Origin of the sequence: Mammaliicoccus vitulinus, assembly GCF_029024305.1 — a bacterium.
Lineage (GTDB): Bacteria > Bacillota > Bacilli > Staphylococcales > Staphylococcaceae > Mammaliicoccus > Mammaliicoccus vitulinus.
In genome coordinates, this window is sequence record NZ_CP118974.1 from 1672309 (window position 1) to 1692138 (window position 19830).

A 19830-nucleotide genomic window follows, 5' to 3' on the forward strand; every position below is an offset into this window, starting at 1 on the left:
TAATCTTTATGACCCATCAATCAAATAACGATTTCATTAATTTTTTGAATACACTAGGCTTCTCTTCTTGACTATCCGAATCATAATCAGCTTCGGAGTAATTGTCTGTACCAGAATTTGAAGCTTTTGCGTCATTATTTTTGTCTTTGTTTGTTTTTTTCTTAAACCATTGTTCATATGGTTTAGCTTTAGTTTCTTGATTTACATCTTCGTATGTTTCTTCTTCAACATTATCGATATCATAATTATTCATTGTAACATAATCTAGTAGCTCATCAAAGTTTATTCCACTAGATATTGTAGATATACTAGAAGTAAATTCAGGTTTACGTATACCCATTTGTGACGGTGTATGTACACGTACTTTTTCATTGACCATATCTTGTAATAGTTCTTTAATTCCAAGTAGGTTTGAAGTACCTCCAGTCACAATAAATCCACCATTAACATTAGTTATACCCATGTCTTGTAGTAAATCGAATATTTCAAAGAATATTTCTTCTACTCTAGATTCGATAATTTCACTAAGCTCTTTTTGAGTAAATTGTGCGTGACCATCTTCATTGACTTGCTCAACGCTAAAAACATCTTGGTCTGATGCAGAATCATAAAATGCATGTCCATATTGTTGTTTAATCTTCTCAGCGTTGTCATATGTAGTATTTAACGATTTTGCGATATCTGTTGTAATACTTCTACCTGCCATCTCAATCGTATCAGCATCAACAAGATTTCCTCTTTCATAAAAACCTACTTGAGTTAAATCTTCACCTATATCAATTACACAAGCACCTAGTTCTACTTCAGTTGGCGATAGTATAGATTGATAATTATAAGCATCTGAAAATACTTCTAAAACATCTACTCCACATGATTCAACACATTTAATTATATTGATTAAAAGTGATTTTGATGTTGCAATAACGCCTGCCTCTACTTTTAATGATTGAGTTGCTACCATTTCTTTAGGGTCAGATACTTCATGCAAATCATCGACAATAAATTTCATTGGAAATACGCCGATCACTTCAGTTTCTGGAACGTCATTTAAATCTCTAATCCCGTCTAATACTGATTCAATATGACTTCCATTTATTTCAGTTTCTGTTCCTTCAAAAGGTATTTCAAATTTCTCGTCGTATATTTCTGTATTCACGATAGGCATTTTCAAAAATACTTCTTTAATGTCTACACCAGAAGCAATCGCTGCTTTTTTGATTGTATCTTTAATTGCTTGTTTAGCAATATCAAAATCATCAATACAACCATTTCTTATACCATTCGTATACGTTTGCCCTGTACCTATCACGTTAATGCCATTATGAAACTTTTCTCCTACTATTACTTTTACACTCGATGAACCTATATCTAAACTGATATAATAATGTTCCTCCATCGATAGGCACCTCCTCTAACACATGATAATCAAATTTACACTATTATTAGTTTACATGATAGATGATTTAATGTGAACTAATTATAGGTTTATTTATTGATTTTTTTACTTATTCTTCCGATTTCTCAGATGATTTTGATTCTTCACCTGATTTATCCAATTCTTTAGATAAATCTTGCAGCGCTTTGTCTAATTTTTTTTGTTCTGTTTGAGCATTTTCGTCTTGTTCAGACTCTTTTTCAGAACGTTCTTTTTGTTGTTCTTTTGATTCATAAGGTAAAAACGTCACGCCAACTTGCAAATCTACAAATCCAGGTGTTTTGAGCGCTCCAGAGTTATCTCTTTCTAATTTATCAGAAATACTCGGATAATAGTTGATTTTGCTCGCGAAAGTTTGAATATCTCCAACAACTTCGACATTATCTGTCATAAACAACTGTATTCTATTTTCATTATTTTCACCTGGTTTATAATTCACTTCTGAAATCATCGCTTTGACTTTAGGCTTAACTTTCTTTAATTCAGGAATCAATTTCTCTAATTTTTTCGAACTAAAATCATTTAAAATAGGAACATCAATTGGTAAATCAGTCGATAACTTTTTCATAGTTGATCCATTTTCTAACAAAGGCGTATATCCTTTTTTACTTTTAATCAAACCAATTGGTTCATACTCATTCACTTCAACGGTTAAATCATTTGGGAAGTGTCTTTTAATTTTAACACTTTTAACACCTTCGATTTTTTCGACTTTTGTTGTCATATCACTTTTTGACAAATTATAAATTCTAGAATCAGATTGAATATTCAAGGCTTTTTCAATATCTTTTTTTGCTACGATTTCTTCACCTTTAATATCAACTTGATCAACTTTACTTATATCTGTAAACATATAAATAACAATCAAAATGACAAGGAGTATAACACCTATGAATACACCTAATTGAATTTGACGTCTACGTTTTCTTTTTTTTCTTATAATTTTCAAACGTTCGTCTTCAGTAGTCGTTTCAAATTGCAATATATCCTCATTATTATCAGAACTTTTATTCACGGTTGTCACTCCTTTTTATACAATTTCTAAAAAGTTGGTAAATGTTTTTGGAAACTTTCGATGAATTCTTCACCACGCGCTTCAAACGTATCATATTGGTCCCAACTCGCACATGCAGGCGATAATAATACAACATCATTTGACTGGATATAATCTTGTATCTTATCGACAGCATCTTTTACATCATTTGCTTGTATAACTTCTTTACCTTGACTTGCACCTAATGTTTTAAGCTTGGTTTTTGTTTCTCCAAAAGTAACCATCAATCGAACATTGTCCATATAAGGTATCAAATCATCAAAATCATTACCTCGATCCAAGCCTCCACACAACCATATAATTGGAGAATTAAAGGCACTCAAAGCAAATCGAGTAGCTAAAGTATTTGTTGCTTTAGAGTCATTATAATATTTATTTCCTCGATTATTACCAACATATTGTAGTCTATGCTTAATACCAGAGAATGTCGTTAATGTATGAACAATCGATTTAACATCTACTCCAGATAATAAAGCAGCTAGAACAGCTACAAGTACATTTTCTAAATTATGTTTACCCGGTAAAACAATATCATTCGTATGAATAATTCTGACACCTTTATAAACGACGTAATCATCTTCTATATAAATACCATCAACTTGTTGTTGAGTAGAGAAATAAAGAATTTTAGATTTTATGTCATCTTTATTGATGAGATGTCTTTGCTCATAATTAAAGATTAAATAATCATCTTCAGATTGATTTTTAAAAATATTCTTTTTAGCATTTTGATACTCTTCCAAATTACCGTGATAATCTAAATGAGCAGAATAGATGTTCGTAACAATTGCAATATGAGGTCTGTAATTAATCGTTCCTAAAAGTTGGAATGATGATAATTCGGTAATGAGGTAATCGTCTTTTGTAACTTCTTGTGCCACTTTCGATGCAACTACACCAATATTCCCAGAAACTTGTCCATTAACTTTACTATTTCCAAACATGTCCCCTATTAAAGAAGTCACAGTTGTTTTCCCGTTCGTTCCTGTAATACCGATAATAGGTGCTTCAGAAATATAATAACTCAATTCAACTTCTGTAATGATATCTAACCCTTTATTAAGCGCTTCTTGTAATAAAGGAATACTATATGGAATACCTGGATTCTTTACCACTAACGGATTATTATCCAGTAAACTAATTGGATGCTCACCGCTAATCACGTCAATACCTTGGTTAATCAATTCAAGCGCGTGAGGATCAGAAGTTAAATCTTTACCATCATTCACAGTGACATTTGCACCTAGTTTATGGCATAATTTCGCACTTTCATACCCACTCTTAGCTAAACCTAATATGAGTACATCTTTTCCTTTTAATACATCATATTCCTTCATATCACATTACTCCAATCCATAAACCAATTGCACCTGTAATGATACCTGTAGCCCAGAATACTAAGACAATCTTCCATTCACTCCAACCAACTAGTTCAAAGTGATGATGCAATGGACTCATTTTAAATATTCTCTTACCTGTAAGTTTATATGATGTAACTTGTAACATTACTGACAATGTTTCAATTACAAATACTAAACCTATCAATAACAAAGTGATTTCTTGATTAAGCATAATTGAAATTGTCGCAAAAATACCACCTAATGCTAAACTTCCTGTATCTCCCATAAATACTTTCGCTGGATATTTATTATAAATTAAAAATCCAATCAAGCTTGCTAACATGACTAAACAGAATAAACCTATTTCTGGTTTATCTAAGATAAACGATAAAACTGCATAAAAACCAAATGCAATGATAGATAAACCTGTTGATAGGCCATCCAATCCATCTGTTAAGTTTACAGCATTACTGAATCCAACTTGCCAGAACACAATAAATATTATGTAAAAGATAGATAAAGGTAATGACCAATCGGTAAATGGTATATTGATTGCAGTTTCAAAATCATAATTCGGTAAAATAACGCTCACAATATAAAATATAATCGCGATCGCAATTTGTGCGAAGAATTTTTGTTTACTTGTTAAGCCTTGATTATTTTTTTTAACGACAATAATATAGTCGTCTATAAAACCAATTAAACCGAATCCAATTGTTACAAATAGCAATAGAATAAGTGGACCTACTTGTTCTACATAAAATAATGCAATGATTGTAACAATAATAGTTGAAAGTAAAAATGTTAACCCACCCATTGTTGGTGTGCCTGTTTTTTTCATATGACTCTTTGGTCCTTCTTCTCTTATACTCTGACCAAACTTTAATTTTTTAAGTGTTGGAATTAAAACTGGCACGAGTATCAAAGTCAATAAAAACGCAATGACAGGTAGCGTAAAATTCATAATTGTTCACCTTTTCTTTTATTTTTTTATCGGGAATCTAGTGATTTTATGAATCACTAGATGTCTCTTCTTTACTATCATCTTTACTTTCCTTTGTATCTTTAGAAGCATCTTCTTCTGGTACTTGCCCTATAGAATCATCACCATTTGGATGATTATTCGAAAGTGTGAATTTCACTTTTGTACCAGCTTTAATCGTTTGATTTCCTTCTATTGATTGTTCAGACACATAACCAGAACCCTCTGTTTCCACATCGATTCCAGTAGCTTCTTGTAGTTTCAAGAGATCACGTTTAGTCCATTTCTGAGTATCTGGCATCGTCATTTCTCCGTCAGTGACTAGCAAGATTCTTTCTTTGTCTTGAACATTTTTCCCTTTAAGAGGCAATTGTTTTTTAACTTTTTGACCATTGCCGATGACAATTGGTTCTAATTTCTTACCTTTAATTGCATCAGTTGCTTTTTGAATACTCATGTTGACAACATCCGGAACTTCTGACGATTTATCCTTAGTCTTTCCTTCAGTTTCTTCAACATCTAAATATTTCAATGTGTTTTCCATAATAGGATTAAACCCTCTTGAAACACCGTATTCATATGCTTCTAAGTCACGCTTTTGTGCCAATGACATACCTGCATAAACAACTACTTCTGGATCTTTTGCAGGTGCGTAACCCATGAAACTAACAAAATAAGGGTTTGCGCCATTAACATAACCACCATTTTTAGTATCTGGAACTTGAGCAGTACCCGTTTTACCTGCTACACGATAGCCATCAATTTGGTAATTTGTTGCGTGGCTTTCTTTACTATTTACGACTTTATCTAATTCATCCATTGTTTTTTGAGCAGTATCTTTAGAAATTGGATTGCCGACGACTTTTTTATCGCCTTTTTTAATTGTTTCATTATTTTCTTTATTTTGAATTGATTGTACATAATAAGGTTCTAACATATTACCTTGATTTAATATTGCTGTTTCAGCTTGCAACATTTGTACTGGTGTTACAGTAGTTGATTGTCCGAATGCAGATGTCTTTCTTTGAAGTTCATTGTCAAACGCAATATTACCTGGCGCTTCACTATCGAACAAGCCTCCTGTTTTCTTACCGAAACCAAACTTTTCATAATAAGCTTTCGCTTTATCTTCTCCAACTAAATCTTGTAATTTCATCATGAGTGTATTAGCTGAATAAGTAAACCCAGTCGTCATAGGTATATTGCCCCAACCATCATCGTTCCAATCGTAAATTTTAAATCCATCAATTTCTCTATGACCAGATTTGAATTTTTTCTTAGGTTCAAACTTACCTTCTTCAATTGCTGCAGCAAGTCCATATGTCTTAAATGTAGAACCTGGCTCATATGTATTTTGATATAAATCGTTCGCCCATTTTTTACCAAAATCTTTTTTTGTATCCGGATTAAATGTTGGACGTTGACTATAACCTAATATTTCTCCAGTCTTTGCATCCATTACGACAGCAAATAAGTCTTTAGGTTTATATCGATCATCCATTTCATTAAGTGCATTTTCAACGAATACTTGAATATTAGAGTCTAAAGTCAAGTGCACATCATCACCATTTTTAGCTTTAATACTGTTTTCACTGTTTGGTACGAGCATGCCCCATATATCTTGTTTATATGAATTTTTACCTTTTTTACCACTTAAATAACTATCAAACACTTTTTCAGCACCTGCAACGCCTTTTAATTGATTTGTTTCTTGGTCTTTATCTGCCAGACCAATAAGATGAGATGCAAAGTTTCCATTAGGATAAAATCTTTTTTTCTCAGTTTCAAATGTAAGTCCAGGTAATTTTAATTTTTCAATTTGCGTTTTTTGTTTATATGTTAAATCTTTACCTTTTTGTCCAAACTCAACTTGAAAGGCTTTTTTTGTCTTAAGTTTACTTAATATATCTTTTTCATCCATATCAATGATTTTAGATAACGCTTTAGCAGTTTTTTCTTTATCTTTAACATGCTTTGGCTTATCGCTACCTTCACTCATTTTTTTATCTAAAATTGCTACTAATTTATAGCTATCTGTATCTTCAGCTAAAACTTTCCCATTTCTATCATAAATTTTTCCACGTTCTGGCTCTGCAACTGATTGTCTTAAATATTTTTCACTGGCCCTGTAAGTTAAATCTTCACCAGCAGAGTGTCCACTGATCATTAAATATGAATATCTTACAGCCAATATAAAAAAGAGCAGTCCGAAAAAGCTTACTAAGAGGACTGCTCCTATTTTATTTTTCTTTATTTTAATTTTTGGCATCACTACGCACTACCTTTACATTGTCATTATTCAACTTTAGACCGTAGTCTTCAGCTTTTTCGTAGATGCGCTCGTATGACGATTGTTTCATAGATTCCGTCTTCAAATCACTATTAGTTGTTTGTTGTTGTTCAATCTTACTGTCTAATTCTGCAATTTGAGTCTTGTTGTTATACGCATCCATTTTTAAAGATAGCATATAAATACTTATCAACGCAATCATAGTTATTAATGATATGTATACGACTTTTTCGATTCTAGATATACCTACAACTTTGGTCCTTGTAACTTTTTTCTTCTTCGGTTCGAGTTGTGGCTCTTGCCACTCATCAGGTCTATAATTTGGATATATTCTTTCTACTGCCATTCAATTGCCACTCCTCTGCTTACTTCAAAATTTCTGCTACTCTTAACTTCGCACTTCTTGCTCGTTTGTTTTGCTCAAGTTCTTGATCATCAGAAATAATTGGTTTTCTATTTACTCGTTTCAATTTCGGCTTGTACTCTTCCGGTATAACCGGTAATCCCCTTGGTACATCTGGTCCTTTTTCATATTCTTGAAAGACTTGTTTACACAAACGATCTTCTAAAGAATGGAACGTAATTACCGAGATTCTTCCGCCAACTTTCACGTGTTGTATCGCAGCTTCAATTGATGTTTCAAAAGCACCTAACTCATCATTCACTGCAATTCTCACTGCTTGGAAGACACGTTTTGCTGGATGTCCACCTTTTCTACGTTTAGCAGCTGGAATACCTTGCTTAATTAAATCCACTAATTCGAAAGTCGTTTCTATAGGTACTTGTTCTCTTCTTGCTTCAATCTTTCTAGCTATTTGTTTAGAAAACTTCTCTTCACCATATCTAAAAAAGATTCTCACAAGTTGTTCATATGACCATTCGTTTATCACTTCATAAGCAGATAATGATTGTGATTGATCCATTCTCATATCTAACTTAGCATCATAGTGATAACTAAAACCTCGTTCAGGTGTATCGAGTTGTGGACTAGATACGCCTAGGTCATATAGTACGCCATCTACTTCACTAATATGTAGTTCTTCTAATATATGTTCTAAATTTCTAAAGTTGTCTTGTACAAAAATTATTTTATGCAAGTGATCTTTTAAAATCTCTTTAGCATGCTCTAGCGCTGTTTCATCTTGATCGATTGCAATCAGTCGACCTTCGTCACTCAATTGTTCAACCAGGTATAAACTATGCCCAGCTCCACCTAATGTACAATCAACGTATGTACCATCGGGTTTAATATCTAGCTTGTCTACTGTTTCTTTTAATAGTACGGATACGTGATGAAACATTTAATTCACTCCTAAAAATCAAAATCAATGAGATCTTCCGCAATGTCCTCAAAATTGTCTTCAGATTCATCATAAAAATCATTCCACGTAGCTCTATCCCAAATTTCAATTCTATTAGAAACACCAATTACAGTACATTCTTTACTTAAATTAGCGTAACTTCTTAAATTTTGAGGAATATTAATACGTCCTTGTTTGTCTAACTCCACTTCAATAGCACCTGAGAAGAACATTCTCATAAATTTACGGGCATCTTTTTTTGTAATGGGTAAGGTTTTGAGTTTCTCTTCGATGCGCGCCCACTCTTCAAGAGTGTAGCCAAACAAGCATTTATCTAGGCCTCTAGTGATAATAAAACGTTCGTTCAAATCATATCTGAATTTAGAAGGCACAATTATACGACCTTTTATATCCAATTGATGTTGATATTCACCCATGAACATTTTATTTCACCTCACCTTATTTATAATTTACCACATTCCCCCACAATCCTCCACTATTTATGCAAGTTTTCTTAAACTTTGTGTAAAAAGTTAAAAAAACACCCAATTTACGATTTCGTAAATTGGGTGCTAAACATTGATTTGACTATAGTTCAAGCGTGATATGTTCAAAAGTGTAACGAAGTGGTGGATAAGTGGAGGGACTGAACATAGTAATCCCAAATTGATTCATTAATTGGATAGGATTCCACACTCTTTCTTGTAGTCCGTGGTGAGGATGTAATGTATTCTCCACTATTTCAAAATGTCTCATACTAATTTCGTTTTCTCTTTCTACATTTAACAAGTATCTATCTATCAAATACTGGTATTGATGCTGATGAATCTGGTTGTTCTTTTCAACCAATTTTCTGTTTTGATAATTATCACCAATTTGATTGATAAGCTTTTGATGGAAACTTGATTGAACTACTTTTATTTCTTCAATTTCTCTCAATACTTCATCAGACGCTTTTTCTCTAATAAACTTATCTTTGTCATCTTTAATACCGTTTATCAACAGGTTATCTAAATCCAGTTCGTAAGTATCTATACACTTCTTGCTTTCTTGAGTAAGATAACTAATACGCATTCTCGGCGTAACGATAGGCATTTCAATATTTAACGTTTTAAATACCTCTTTAAGTTCGCCCCAATATATAATTTCACTTGGGCCACCAATAAAGCTTAACGTATTAAATAAATATTCTTCCATTAAAGGTCTTGTGACAACGTTATTAGAAAATCTTTCAGGATGTTTTTCCAACACACTGATTAATTCATCTTTGCTAAAAGTTACATCCGTATCTTTGCTTAAATAATATTTTTCATTTTCATACATAAGCAATTGTCTTTTCTGATTGTAGTCATAAAACAAATGTACGTTACTATCTGTTAAAATCATACGTTTTTTAATAACATTAGCAAATTGATCTTGCGTGTTACGGAAGGCATTATCTATCTCTTCACGTTTTTCGATTATTTCTTTAAATAATGGTATCTCGATTTTTCTTAATTTTGAATAGCTCGCATCAATTAATAATAAACCATGCTCTTTAAACACTTCATTCGTCATAACCTTAAAGATATCGCTCCATGAATCAGATGCTTCTATCGCATCCGTAACCATTTCTTTAACAGCCTTTGAATGATTTGTTTCCCCTATAGCACTAAACATATCGCTTAAAGCATCCATGACAAGTTCTTTATCGAACTGATACTGATACACGCTTTTTTCAGGAGGTTCTAAAGTGCTGTATTTCACTTTGTTTAACTGCCTAGAAACACGGTCATAAGCAAAAGTATGATTTACTTCATCAAAATCATGATCCTCTCCTGCTATCCAAAAAACTGGCACAACTGTTGTGTTTAATTTTTCACTTTGTTCATTCGCTAAAATTATTATAGAAATAATTTTATGGAAAGTATAAAGCGGCCCAGTAAATAAACCTGCTTGTTGACCACCAATTATAACTTTGTGACCATTTCTTAAATTCTCAATATTCTTAAGCTGTGCTTCTGTCAGTTCTAAGTCAGACATATAACTATGAATCACTTCTGACAATGCTTTTTCTCTACCATTAGAATTTAATTTAGCACGTCTTTCAAATTCAGATTGTTCTCCAGGTTTATATTCATAAAAATCCAAAATTTCATCGCTTTGATTTGTATATCTATCTATAAAGCTATTTTGTTGATCAATTACAGTCTTCTTACAGTCCATACGAGTCTTTCTCCTTCAAAATTAATTACTACCAATAGTATAAAGATTGTAGTTAAATAAAACAATCTAACGGCTTATAATTTAAAATTTTATCTAAATGAAGTATAATTGAGAAAAGAGCAAGGGGGATTATCATGGCTAAAGTAGTACATTTACAAATTAATTACAAGACTGAAGAAGCATTTGAACAATTCCGTAACTTCGGTAACGAAGGTTTATATATGGTTGAAGAACTAAAAGGAAAAATGATAGATGCTAGTTCAGATTCACCATTTTATGGTATTTACGTTGGGGACAAGTTAGTAGCGCGAATGTGTTTATATAAACAAGATGAAATCGAAAAAACTTACTTCCCACAATTTAATGATTACCTTATATTATGGAAACTTGAAGTAATTAAAGATTACCAAGACAGAGGATATGGTAATCAGTTATTAGATTATGCTAAGAGTTTCAAGTTACCTATCAAATGTATCGCTCGTAACCAATCTAAAGACTTTTTCTTGAAGCATGGTTTCCAAGATATAGAACAGCAAAACCAATCTGGCGAAGATATTGTCATTTGGACGCCAGATAATTAATAGCTTAAAAAATAAAAAGCAGAGAAGACACTTATAAAGTGCTTTCAAAATCGTGAAATTAAAAAAATCTCTTCACTAGGCTATAACCTAATGAAGAGAATTTTTATTTTGAGAATGGTTATTTATGTCCCAAATTCTTTTTTTGATAAACAATGCATCTTTAATTAAGATCGCAGCAAAGTATATGCAATTACGAAAACTAACATCATAATGATTGCAGTTGCATGTGTCTTCTTGAACATGTACATAATTGCTAAATATTCTCTAATATATGCATTAGGATAAAAATAAGACTTTGATGATCCACCTGTTACAGTTGCATTTATATTTAGTTTTTTAGATAAAAACGCCGCTCTCAATATATGAAAATGATTCGACACAATTGTAGCAATTGCTCCTTTTTTATACTCGTCCATTACCTTCATTGAAAAAACTAAATTTTCTTCGGTATTTGTTGACGCATCTTCCATTATAATCTCTTCATTTCGAATACCTTGATCGACTAAGTATCTTCTCATTGCTTCCGCTTCACTAATTATTTCATCGGGTCCTTGCCCACCACTTACGATAATCATTGTATCTAAACTTTTCTTTTTCAATTTAATAGCTTTGTGTAGTCTCGCTTGTAATAACGGTGTCACTTTTTCACCAATGATACCTGCACCTAGAACTATGATAAAGTCACCCTTTTTTCTTTTAGCTACACCACTTAATATCCAAGAGTATAAGTTATGAAGGATGAAGAATAGATTCAAATAATAAAACAAGCATGAAATGACAATAACGATAAGCCCATTTAAATCGTCAACTAAGATATGAGGTTTAAAGATAATAATCAAAAAGTTAATAAGAATAAATGTGCCATAACCTAAGACAATCATGTTCGTGACGAACCTGCCTTCGTTTGCAATCTTCTTCTTTATATTCAAAAGTGACAAGAGCATGACGACAATGACAATTAAAGCATAAATGATATTTGACATTAAAAGATAATTAATATTCATATGCAAATTTAAAAATGGAATTAAAACTTCAACAACAATGCTGGTAAATAAACTTACAAGAAAAATTCCAAGCAAAAAAACGTTCTTATATTGCCTAAAGTCTACAATATAACTAATGATGAGCAACATTAAAAAGAATAATGTAATGAACATGATTGTCACCTCCTAATATATTATTTCAACAATAAAAGTATATCATCATCGTGAATATTATACACATTTAATTATTTTCAGAATTTTCAAAATAAATATTGAATTAGGTCAACACAGCTGATATAATATTTCACATTACCAATATACATACAGGAGGCAATTTATCATGGAAAACAAAAGTTCAAGAAAATCAGCAGCGGTTGAGACATTAGATGAAGGTGAATCCCCATTTGGTCATCAGTTTGGCAATAAAATGTTAATCATGTCATATGATTCAGCCAAAGGTTGGTCTTCACCACATATTAAACCTTATGCGCCCATTACAATTTCTCCAAGTGCACAATGCCTTCATTATGGACAAACAGTATTCGAAGATATGAAAGCATATATTATTAAACATTCAATACATATATTTAAGCCTCAAGAACATTTAGAAAAATTCAACCTTTCTTTAAAAAGAATAGAAATGCCAGAAGTAGAAGTAGAAAGTGTATTATTAAGGTTAAATCAATTACTCAATCAAGAACAACAACTATTTGAAGAAAATCATAATCATTCAATTTACATTAGAACATTTATGTATGCATCCGAAAGTAAGCTAGGCGTTAGTAAATCTGATACTTACGAGTTTATAGCATTCTTATCACCATTAACTTCAAATACAAAATGCCATATCCCAGAGCCTATTAAAGTCTATGTTGAAGATAACTATGTTAAATCCGTTCCTGGAGGCGCGGGATACACTCAGTATGGAGGCAATTACGCCTCAACATATGCAGCTACGTCAATGGCGACACAGCTAGGATATGATCAAGTATTGTGGTTAGATGGAATCAATAGAAGCTATATAGAAGATATAGGTAATATGAATGTATTTTTCGTCATCAATCAGCAAATCATAACACCTGAATTAAATGGTAGTATTGTTCCAGGAGTTACACGCCAGTCAATAATAGAACTCGCAAAAGAACTCGGATATCAAATAGAAGAACGTAAAATAAGCATTGAAGAAATAAGTGAGCGCTACAAAGAAGGATCATTAACAGAAATATTTTGTACAGATACTTTACATTCACTAACACCAGTAAGTGAAGTTAAATATAAAAGTGATACATTAATTATAAATAATCATAAGACCGGACCGATCACACAACATTTATTTAAAACTTATAGCTTCATACAAAATAAAACACTGCCTGACATACGTAACTGGAATTATTCAATACAACGAGAACCTACAACAATATAAAAACAAAACACCCTATCCGAAATTTGAAATTTCGGATAGGGTGTTCTGTATATTATTTATAGTTTTTTATAACCCTAACGATCATAGCTACCGTTGGAAATATCATTAACACTAAAACGATATAATAAATATTAACAACAGCGTTCTCCCAAGACATTGGAACAATAAATCCAAGTGCCATTAATAAAACTAATATTACAATATTCATAACCATGCTTATGATAAGTTCTTTAAAACTAGATTTGCTTTTATAATCGAATATTTGCTTCCAAAAATTTATATATGTCATCAGTAATCCTCCATTTTTTTCAAAGAATATAATCATTTAGATTTATTAAAAATCCGTCATAACAAAATAATAAATATCCAAAACTGTATTACTAAAAACTATAGGAACTAAAAAATCCTGTCATTAATATTAATTACTATACTAAAGTGCAAGTGCAATAACTTAGATTAACTTTTTAGTCGAACGTTCATTTTCAATACGCTATATACATTTTCACCTCTTTATTTTATTGTATTTTAACTCTAAAGTAGCACTTGAAAATACATTTTATTACATTTATTCATTTATATCAATAGTATTTATTATAAATCTTAAAAACACTAAATTATATAAATTTTTTATATACAATTGTATTTATTGGTATTTATGTAAAGGTTCAAAATAGCTTATTAACTTTAAAGTTCTTAACTGATCACTCAACCCTGCTCCACCCTCGTTCATATTTCCCTTTAATTGTTTTAGACTAAATCATTTATTTCATATTGTGTTTGCTTTGAATTTAATAGGCACATTGTTATCATGAGCTTGAGGTGAGGAAAATGTATACAGATAACAAAAAAGAACTTGAATTCAACATTTTCAATATTGATATAAAAGTTGTGACATTTTATAAGTTCCTATATCAAGTTAACGATATAATCCTTGCAATGTTCTTTATAGTTGGTAGTTTCCTATTCTTTAATGAATCTACTACTTTTGCTGGCACTGTTTTATTTGTTATCGGCAGTTTTCAAATGCTAATTCGTCCTTTAATTGCGATATCAAGAGATATTCATATTAGTAAAATCAAAAAGAATAAATAAATTAATAAGCAATAATACTTAACTGCTCATCATAAATCGGACTATTTTGACACGCATTAGACACTTTAAATGTCTTTGAATTCGGATAGGATTGTGGGGATAAAATGAAAAAGACCACCCATTGATATGAGTGGTTAACATTGCTAATAATACATATATAATCATTATTTTTTAGTCGAATTAGAATCAAATGCCCATTCAAAAAAAAGATAAGCAAGATAACTAAAAATAGAAATGATTATGTTCTTAGACCAATCTATTTCATCATCAACGATTATATTTAGTAATGTTAATAATAAAAACATGAGCGCTACGTAAGCAATACCTTTTAATATATTCTTCATTTTTAAAACCTACTTTTTAAACTTTTGATCTACACTTAGTGAACAAGATACTTCCATATAACCTATATTAGTTAATATACCAGGTACACTTCCTTTAATACCTAATTTAGTTAATTATATCCTTAATTCTGTATATGATTCAACATTTGCTTTTGTCGTTTCTGCCTCTGCAGTTACCACCAAATCTAGCAACTCGTCAGTTGCTACTATTCCAGAATCATTAAATGCAACTCTTTCAGTATTTTTCATTTCGTTTAATGCTTTTTCTTTTCTTAGCTCTGCTAATTCTTGCTACAACTTTTCATTCTCACATTCTGTTTTTTGGTCTTTATTCATTTTGGCGTAACGTTTGGCTTCTTCGACTGCATCTTGCACTCTTTTATCTGCATTTTTCTTTTCTTTTGCTAGTCGACGTTCGATAATTTCATCAACTTTTTTCTGTTGTTCTGGTGTAAAAGTTACTTCTTCTTGCTTGTCTTGTTCATCTTTAGAATCATTATTATCATTGGTATTTTCGTTTGTTCCTTCTTGATTGGAAAAGAATTGTAAATTAAGCTTAAGTTTATTTTTTTCCATAAAATATACCTCCATTTATAGTCCGTCGACTCTATATTCCATACAAGCTTTTAAAGTCATCAGCACGTTTTGGACATAAAAAATAGCCATTACATTGTTGTAATAGCTTAAAAAAGTGTATAAAAATAGCGCCATAACCATTAATTTTCGGTTAGGTGCTTAATCTAAAGTTTCAATCGACTTTATTTTGCTTTCATCGAAGTCATATAATTGAAATCCAGTAGCCAAATGTATAGAAGGTTCCCCACTGTTATTAACTATTTCATCATCGTAATCTGTAACTTCACCAATAAATTGTTTTCCATTCGTCAATTCTATTCGTACCTTTTTTCCCACATAAGTCCATAGTTTCATAACTTATCCTCCTTTTCGTACGGTACAATATGAGTTCCAGTTTTTGAGTAGTGCACCTTTTAACGCCTTAAGTACGTTTTGGACATAAAAACACCCCGAATGTTAGGTTTTTACTCTAACTTTCGGGGTGCAGTACACAATTAAGGTGGGTTTTGTTATTAATAAAAACCAAAAACTTTCCCTGCTACCCCCAAAATAGCGATAAGTGTTCCAATAAACCATTTCATTTGTGTGTTCTTCATTTCAGAAATTTGAAGTTTTATTTTATCTTCTATTTTCATAGGTAGGTCATCTATTTTATGGTTTAGATTATCGAATTTATCGTCGATTCTTTTCTCGAACTGTTCAAATTCTTTTCTACTTATATATTCATTCATATTTAACACCTCATTTGAACTTATACTACCTGCACTATATTGATGAAAATCTAATCCACTAGCCTTTGATAATTCTTTTAAATCTTTTGTTATTCTTTCGTCCCTATTTTCTAATTTAAATTTATCAAGTCTACTAATTTTTTCGTTCGCCATTTTCTAGATTACCTTTCATAACATTAAAGTATGCATTAGATGTATTATCTTCAATAGTTAACTTAATAGAATGAATACCCTCTTTTTCGAATCTCAAATTATTAAAGCGAGCATTAGTTTCAAAGACATTTAAGTGTTTTTTATCTCCATTCTCTTCATCCATCTTTTTCTTATCAATTTTTACAGTAGTATTAAACATAATTTTATCATCAGGATCTATTAACTCAAATTGTAAAGTATAAGTTTTTATTTCATCTATACCTATTATCCCAAATGATACATCAAAAGAATAGTTATTAGGTAATACTTCTAAATTTAATTGTGCAAAAGATAGAACGTGAATCGAACAACCATCTATTCATTTAGGTGGGGTAAATTAAAAACTTTTACCTTCACGATAATAATCTAAATCCGTCAAACAAATCCGTTTTAATATTTCATCTTCATATGAAATTTCAGGGTATTCTTTTTCAGTTTGAATAACTAATTGCATAAATTCATGTTCAGTAGAAAAATTGGCTTTGAAGATGATTCTATTACACCATATGCATTAAGACATACACATACATCTTATTTATTAAGTAAGTCCATTCCAATAGAATACATTAGTAAAAGATTAGGACATGGGAATATATCTATAACTTTAGAAATTCACTCTCATCTGTTAGAAGTATATAAAAAAGAACAAGGTCAACGTGTCAGAGAATGATTCTCTTGGCACATATGTTGACACCTGCAAGCTTGAAACATTAATATTATAGGCTAGTATACGTCATTATCTGGTCCCCTAGCATATAGGTGTTTATCTTTATATAGTATAGATATACCTTTATTTTTTACACCAAAAGCTAAATGATTCAATCCAATGCTTTTTCTGTGATAACCGTGTTCTTTATATTCTTCTTCTACTTTAAAGAATACTATATAAACATCATTTAGTTTAAAACTAAATCCATTTTCCCATTCTTAATATAATTGGTATCCTAATATTTTTTATAACTCTTCATATAAATTAGTTTATATATAAAACCCCATCACTCAAAGTGACAGGCAAATTATGAAGTTCTAAATAAATCATTTATTCAATTTTAAGAAAATAATGTAAAATAAAACTAATATTGCAAAACCAACCACAAAAAGTAAAATCGATAAATAAAAATTATAGTCGTGTAACAATCCACTTGAAATAATAAAAATAGTTCCTAATACTAAACAAATTGAAAATAAATACGCTATTTTATTTTTATTTTCTGGTCGCACCTTTTCATGATCGATTGATGCAATAATTTTTAAGTTTTTAGAGTATGCGACATATATTGCCAATAAAATAGATACTAAAAAGCAACTAATAGAGATTACTATATCAAACATAATCAGTTAATCCTCCTTTTTACTGAATATACGTAGTTTTGCTTTATCCCTATATTATATACAATAAACATAAAATAACCCTACCTAGTTTCTACTAAGTAGAGTTTAATAATAGAAGTATTTATTTTAGTTATATGATATATCCTTTAATATAATACCCACATGTTCATCAATATAGTTAATCTTTTGTTGCAACTTTCCAATTTCGATTTCTTTATCTTTATTTAACATATTAAAATTAAAGCACCCACAACTTAATGTAGGTGCTTTAATCAGGTTTAAGAATAGTTTGGTCTAATTCAAATATAACAAGCTATTTCTTTATACAAAGAAATCCCGTTGTACCATCGTTACGAATAACGAGATACAACGGGATATTGGTAATTTAGCGTCCTGGGAGGGATTCCCTAAACGCTATAACACCAATATTTATGTACATTTGGTGTAGTCCTGGTGTAGTAAATGATTTTCATCATAAAAAAGACCTCTCGCTTAGCCCCTTTACAAAACAGAACACTCGTTCGTATAATGAAACTACTAATTATACGTGAGGTGTAAAAAATGAAAATCATTAACCCTACTATGCCCGAACCATATAAGTATGAAACTGACTATCGTAAGATTCCTAAGGAGTATTTGAATACTAATATTCCGCAAGGTCGTAAGATGATTAAGTGGGCGCCATTTGCAACGATGCCACAACAGTATGAAACGATTAGGCAGTATAAAGAAAATCAAAACAAAGTTGATAAGCCTGTATTTGATGAATTAGCGCTACGTGATTTAAATGATGTGTTAGCACAAAAGTTATTTTATGATCCACCAGCGACGATTAAATATTGGGATAACGGATATTATAAGACAATTGAATGTGAGATTAACAAGTTTGATAGTGAACGTAATAAGTTAGAAGTATTAGAGAATGGTGAGAAAGTAATATTGAGTATGGATTGTATTGTGGAGATAGAGTAATATTAATATAATGGAGGGGATATAAATGAATCAAGAAATACACAATTATGATAAGGAAGTTGTAAAAGTAATTACTAATTCCATTTTCAAGGAAGAAATAACGAGTACACAAGTATTAAAAGACAGGGTCTATCAAAACGGACATGATGACAAAGATGTTTCTGATATTCTAAATGTTCTTCTGTATTCGGGTATAATTGATAGGCCTCGTTATGAGCTGAATGGAAAATTTAGAGAACACGACTTTATGGTTAATATGCATAAATTGAATGAAGTCGAACGTGAAGGACTAATATAAAAAAAAGCCCACCAATTAAGGTGGGTTTCTTTATGTTATTTATCTTATTGATTATCGACTGAATCATCAGATGATATGGGATTTTGTTTTTTATCATTCGTATCTATATATTCAATAAACTTAAACTTAATACAAGTAGGTATTAATAGAACTGTAAAAATCAAACTAAAATAGACTATATATACACTTACCAGGGTTAAAGGATATAGAACAAAATTAGAAAAAGTTATTGGTAAATTAACAATAAAATACCCTATAATCAATAAAAATATAGAAATCAAATTAAGTATACCTGATGCATAAAATCTATAAATTAAGATAGCAAAAATTTCTACTTTGCTAAAAATTAATTTCTTGTTACTATTAGAAAACTCTTCTATACCTACTTTTGATATACGTTCAATATCCTCGGTTTTAAAAATCGATAAAACTAAAGCTAGTGCTGATAGAGAAAAAGCAATCATCGTGATAAGTCCACCAATAAAAGTTAAAATCAACTCTGAAATCACAGATTTATATAATATAGAATCTAATTGAAAAAAATAGTACATAATAAATATAGTGATCGCAGACAATAACAATGATATTAATGCTTCGATTGACCAAATCAACTCTTTTATTCTTTTTAATAAGTATATATTCGGAGAGGTTTCAATAAAAATTTTATTCATTATATTTTTCAATTTAACACCTCTTTTT

22 protein-coding genes and 2 pseudogenes are annotated in these 19830 nt (G+C 30.8%); 6 read left to right on the forward strand and 18 right to left on the reverse strand.

From position 1 onward, the window contains the following. Positions 1 to 16 precede the first annotated feature (16 nt). The 9 genes from ftsA to bshC form a co-directional block, all read right to left on the reverse strand. A complete protein-coding gene (ftsA, locus tag PYW35_RS08390) occupies positions 17 to 1396 on the reverse strand; it encodes a cell division protein FtsA (RefSeq protein ID WP_103322447.1) in 1380 nt (459 codons plus the stop codon). Positions 1397 to 1505: 109 nt separating this feature from the next. After that, entirely contained in the window at positions 1506 to 2450 is a 945-nt protein-coding gene (locus PYW35_RS08395) for a cell division protein FtsQ/DivIB (protein WP_169925678.1), read from the reverse strand. 26 nt (positions 2451 to 2476) lie between these two features. After that, on the reverse strand, positions 2477 to 3826 hold the full coding sequence (gene murD, locus PYW35_RS08400) for a UDP-N-acetylmuramoyl-L-alanine--D-glutamate ligase (protein ID WP_103322446.1): 1350 nt from the start codon (positions 3824 to 3826) through the stop codon (positions 2477 to 2479). Between the two features lies 1 nt (position 3827). Further along, positions 3828 to 4793, reverse strand: coding sequence for a phospho-N-acetylmuramoyl-pentapeptide-transferase (mraY, locus tag PYW35_RS08405; RefSeq protein ID WP_016911078.1), 966 nt, complete (start codon positions 4791 to 4793; stop codon positions 3828 to 3830). Between the two features lie 46 nt (positions 4794 to 4839). Beyond that, positions 4840 to 7080: a penicillin-binding protein gene (locus tag PYW35_RS08410; protein ID WP_103322445.1), complete on the reverse strand. Its 2241-nt coding sequence runs from the start codon at positions 7078 to 7080 to the stop codon at positions 4840 to 4842. Next, positions 7067 to 7447 (reverse strand): cell division protein FtsL, encoded by a 381-nt coding sequence (gene ftsL / locus PYW35_RS08415; protein WP_016911080.1) that lies wholly within the window; start codon positions 7445 to 7447, stop codon positions 7067 to 7069. Before ftsL ends, PYW35_RS08410 begins: the two co-directional genes overlap by 14 nt. Before the next feature lie 19 nt (positions 7448 to 7466). Next, on the reverse strand, positions 7467 to 8402 hold the full coding sequence (gene rsmH / locus PYW35_RS08420) for a 16S rRNA (cytosine(1402)-N(4))-methyltransferase RsmH (RefSeq protein ID WP_103322444.1): 936 nt from the start codon (positions 8400 to 8402) through the stop codon (positions 7467 to 7469). Between the two features lie 11 nt (positions 8403 to 8413). Beyond that, on the reverse strand, positions 8414 to 8845 hold the full coding sequence (gene mraZ, locus PYW35_RS08425; RefSeq protein ID WP_016911082.1) for a division/cell wall cluster transcriptional repressor MraZ: 432 nt from the start codon (positions 8843 to 8845) through the stop codon (positions 8414 to 8416). A gap of 145 nt (positions 8846 to 8990) precedes the next feature. Further along, entirely contained in the window at positions 8991 to 10607 is a 1617-nt protein-coding gene (gene bshC, locus PYW35_RS08430; protein ID WP_103322443.1) for a bacillithiol biosynthesis cysteine-adding enzyme BshC, read from the reverse strand. A gap of 134 nt (positions 10608 to 10741) precedes the next feature. On the opposite strand from bshC, the gene PYW35_RS08435 reads away from it, so the two are divergent. Further along, positions 10742 to 11188: an N-acetyltransferase gene (locus PYW35_RS08435; protein WP_103322442.1), complete on the forward strand. Its 447-nt coding sequence runs from the start codon at positions 10742 to 10744 to the stop codon at positions 11186 to 11188. Between the two features lie 164 nt (positions 11189 to 11352). Here PYW35_RS08435 and PYW35_RS08440 read toward each other — a convergent pair whose 3' ends face one another. Beyond that, a complete protein-coding gene (locus PYW35_RS08440) occupies positions 11353 to 12345 on the reverse strand; it encodes a YdcF family protein (protein ID WP_103322441.1) in 993 nt (330 codons plus the stop codon). A 166-nt stretch (positions 12346 to 12511) separates the two neighbouring features. Here PYW35_RS08440 and PYW35_RS08445 point away from each other — a divergent pair, with 166 nt between their 5' ends. Then, positions 12512 to 13594, forward strand: a complete 1083-nt coding sequence (locus PYW35_RS08445) for a branched-chain amino acid aminotransferase (protein ID WP_103322440.1) — start codon at positions 12512 to 12514, stop codon at positions 13592 to 13594. 52 nt (positions 13595 to 13646) lie between these two features. On the opposite strand, the gene PYW35_RS08450 is transcribed toward PYW35_RS08445, so the two are convergent. Beyond that, positions 13647 to 13883, reverse strand: a complete 237-nt coding sequence (locus PYW35_RS08450) for a hypothetical protein (protein ID WP_103322466.1) — start codon at positions 13881 to 13883, stop codon at positions 13647 to 13649. 539 nt (positions 13884 to 14422) lie between these two features. Between PYW35_RS08450 and PYW35_RS08455 the strand changes: the two genes are divergently transcribed. After that, positions 14423 to 14686 (forward strand): YrhK family protein, encoded by a 264-nt coding sequence (locus PYW35_RS08455; protein ID WP_103323473.1) that lies wholly within the window; start codon positions 14423 to 14425, stop codon positions 14684 to 14686. A 164-nt stretch (positions 14687 to 14850) separates the two neighbouring features. Here the strand turns inward: PYW35_RS08455 and PYW35_RS08460 are convergent, their stop codons facing one another. The 5 genes and pseudogenes from PYW35_RS08460 to PYW35_RS13295 all read right to left on the reverse strand — a co-directional run bounded on the left by PYW35_RS08460 (position 14851) and on the right by PYW35_RS13295 (position 16848). Beyond that, positions 14851 to 15030, reverse strand: a complete 180-nt coding sequence (locus tag PYW35_RS08460) for a hypothetical protein (RefSeq protein ID WP_103323474.1) — start codon at positions 15028 to 15030, stop codon at positions 14851 to 14853. Positions 15031 to 15144: 114 nt separating this feature from the next. Further along, a pseudogene (locus tag PYW35_RS08465) lies at positions 15145 to 15621 on the reverse strand (DUF4355 domain-containing protein). 144 nt (positions 15622 to 15765) lie between these two features. Continuing rightward, positions 15766 to 15960, reverse strand: coding sequence for an LSm family protein (locus PYW35_RS08470; RefSeq protein ID WP_016911404.1), 195 nt, complete (start codon positions 15958 to 15960; stop codon positions 15766 to 15768). A 158-nt stretch (positions 15961 to 16118) separates the two neighbouring features. Beyond that, positions 16119 to 16490, reverse strand: a complete 372-nt coding sequence (locus PYW35_RS08475; RefSeq protein WP_226908846.1) for a hemolysin XhlA family protein — start codon at positions 16488 to 16490, stop codon at positions 16119 to 16121. Beyond that, positions 16471 to 16848 carry a DUF6941 family protein gene (locus PYW35_RS13295; RefSeq protein ID WP_410250563.1) on the reverse strand — a complete coding sequence of 126 codons (378 nt, stop codon included), beginning with the start codon at positions 16846 to 16848 and terminating at the stop codon, positions 16471 to 16473. Before PYW35_RS13295 ends, PYW35_RS08475 begins: the two co-directional genes overlap by 20 nt. Positions 16849 to 17004: 156 nt before the next feature. Between PYW35_RS13295 and PYW35_RS08485 the strand changes: the two are divergent. Beyond that, a pseudogene (locus PYW35_RS08485) lies at positions 17005 to 17199 on the forward strand (tyrosine-type recombinase/integrase); the annotation flags it as partial. Between the two features lie 365 nt (positions 17200 to 17564). On the opposite strand, the gene PYW35_RS08490 reads toward PYW35_RS08485, so the two are convergent. Beyond that, complete coding sequence (locus PYW35_RS08490; RefSeq protein WP_103323591.1) at positions 17565 to 17861, reverse strand: hypothetical protein; 297 nt, start codon at positions 17859 to 17861, stop codon at positions 17565 to 17567. A 561-nt stretch (positions 17862 to 18422) separates the two neighbouring features. On the opposite strand from PYW35_RS08490, the gene PYW35_RS08495 reads away from it, so the two are divergent. Beyond that, complete coding sequence (locus PYW35_RS08495) at positions 18423 to 18833, forward strand: YolD-like family protein (protein ID WP_103323582.1); 411 nt, start codon at positions 18423 to 18425, stop codon at positions 18831 to 18833. A gap of 25 nt (positions 18834 to 18858) precedes the next feature. Continuing rightward, the gene (locus tag PYW35_RS08500; RefSeq protein ID WP_103323583.1) at positions 18859 to 19131 is read left to right on the forward strand and encodes a hypothetical protein; all 273 of its coding nucleotides are present in this window, start codon (positions 18859 to 18861) and stop codon (positions 19129 to 19131) included. 44 nt (positions 19132 to 19175) lie between these two features. Here PYW35_RS08500 and PYW35_RS08505 read toward each other — a convergent pair whose 3' ends face one another. Next, the gene (locus PYW35_RS08505) at positions 19176 to 19814 is read right to left on the reverse strand and encodes a hypothetical protein (protein WP_275068753.1); all 639 of its coding nucleotides are present in this window, start codon (positions 19812 to 19814) and stop codon (positions 19176 to 19178) included. Positions 19815 to 19830 lie beyond the last annotated feature (16 nt).